Origin of the sequence: Moraxella oblonga NBRC 102422, from assembly GCF_001598275.1 — a bacterium.
Lineage (GTDB): Bacteria > Pseudomonadota > Gammaproteobacteria > Pseudomonadales > Moraxellaceae > Moraxella > Moraxella oblonga.
In genome coordinates this window covers 1-1,801 of the sequence record NZ_BCYQ01000088.1, presented here as the reverse complement: position 1 = coordinate 1,801, position 1,801 = coordinate 1, and the positions used below count along the sequence as shown (strand labels likewise).

The window sequence follows — 1,801 nt, the reverse complement described above, 5'->3', positions numbered from 1 at the left end:
CCCAAGCGCAAGCGGATAAAGCAAAAGCGGAACAAGATAAGCAAGCATCTGATTTGGCAAAACAAAAATCGGAACAAGCCAAATTGCAAGCCGATTTAGCCGCACAGCAAGCCCAAACCGCGCAAAAACGCGCCGAAGTGGAAGCCGCGCGTCAAGCCACGGCTGCGGCGCAGTCTGAAATCGCCAAACAAGCTGCTCAATTACAAGCGCAAAATGCCGAAAAAGCCCAAGCCATCGCCGAAGCCGCACAGCAAGTGGCGGAATTGGCACTCAAACAGGCGAAAACGGCACAGGCGGAATTGGACGCTTGGAATCAGCGTTTGCAGGCAGCCGCCCAAGCGGACGCGCAAACCATCGCGCAAATCCGCAATGAATTGGCAAAAGCACAGGCTTTGGCAAATGAAACCGCCCAAGCGGTTCAGGCTGCCCAGCAAGATTTGACGCAAAAACAGGCGCAATTGACTCAGGTGCAAGCGCAAAACGCGCAAATTCAGGCTCAACTCAATCAGGAGAAAACTTTGCGCGAGCAAGCGCAAATCGCTAAGCAAGCTGCCGAACAAGCACAGCAAGCAGCCGAACAAGCCAAGTTGAACGCGATTGCGGCACAAAGCCAGTCTGAACGCGAAAAACAACAGGCACAGCAAGCACTTGCCCAAGCAGAACAGTTGGCACAAGAGAAAATCGCCCAAGCAGCACAGTTGGAACACGAACGCGACCAAATCGCCAAACAATTGGCGCAGGCTTTGAACCAAGCCCAAACCCAAGCGGGCGAATTGGCACAAGCACAGGCTCAAACCAACTTGGCATTGGCGCAAATCCAAGAAAAAGAACAGGAATTGGCTGCCGCCCAAGCGGAAGCGGAACGCCAAAGAGCGGTACTCGCTGCCGAAATTGCCAAGCAACAAGCCGAAGCCGCCAAGCAGAAAAAGCAGTCTGAAATCATCAGCCAATATGCGAATGCGGCTTTGTCGGAAGTGTCGGCAACGGCACACCAACAGCAACACATCGCCAGCCGAATTGATGAGCGTTTACAACACCTTAATGGCAAAAATTCGGGTGCTTGGGCGCAAACCGATACCAGCAAAACCCAACATCAATCCGACCAATATCGCGGTTATGAGCAAGACAGCAAGCTCACGCAAATCGGTTTGGACAAAACGGTGGAAATCGGTACAGGCAGCCTGACGGTGGGTGCCGCGCTCAATCATTTGCGTTACGATGCCAGCTATGCCGATGATTTCAAAGGAAAAGGTCAAACCACCACAGGCACGGTTTACGGCAAATGGCATGGCGAAAGCGGCTTTGCTGTGAATGCGGACGTGTCGGCAGGTCAAGCCAAGTCGGAATTGACGACACGTCATGCCTCTGCGCCAAAATCCGACATCAAACGCGATGTGGGCAGTGTTGGTGTGGGCATTGAAAAAAATTGGAATGTGCGTAACATCATGGATGTGCAAGCTCATGCAGGCATTCGTCAACATCATCTAGGTAGTACCAACTATACCATCAGTGCTAGCGATAATACAAAAGTAAATATCAAACAAGACAGCATGGACATCACTACCTATCAAGCAGGCGTAAATGTAGGTAAAACATTTGAAACAAGCAATGGCATTACCATTCGTCCAAATGTTGGCATAAGCTATCAATACAATAACAGCGATGCCATTGTCAAAGTCAATGAGCAAGCCCTCACCCAAAAATTTGCCAATGAGGTTAAGGGGCAGGTTGGATTTACAGTTGGTAAAGATGCCTTGGAGTTAGACGTGCGAGTGGATTATGTGGATAATGATGAGGTGGG

Annotated in this window: 1 protein-coding gene; it reads left to right on the top strand. The window is 50.6% G+C overall.

Annotated features, from left to right (window positions below):
- On the top strand, positions 1-1,801 hold a 1,801-nt coding region (locus MOB01S_RS11980; protein WP_157074004.1), incomplete at both ends, for an autotransporter domain-containing protein.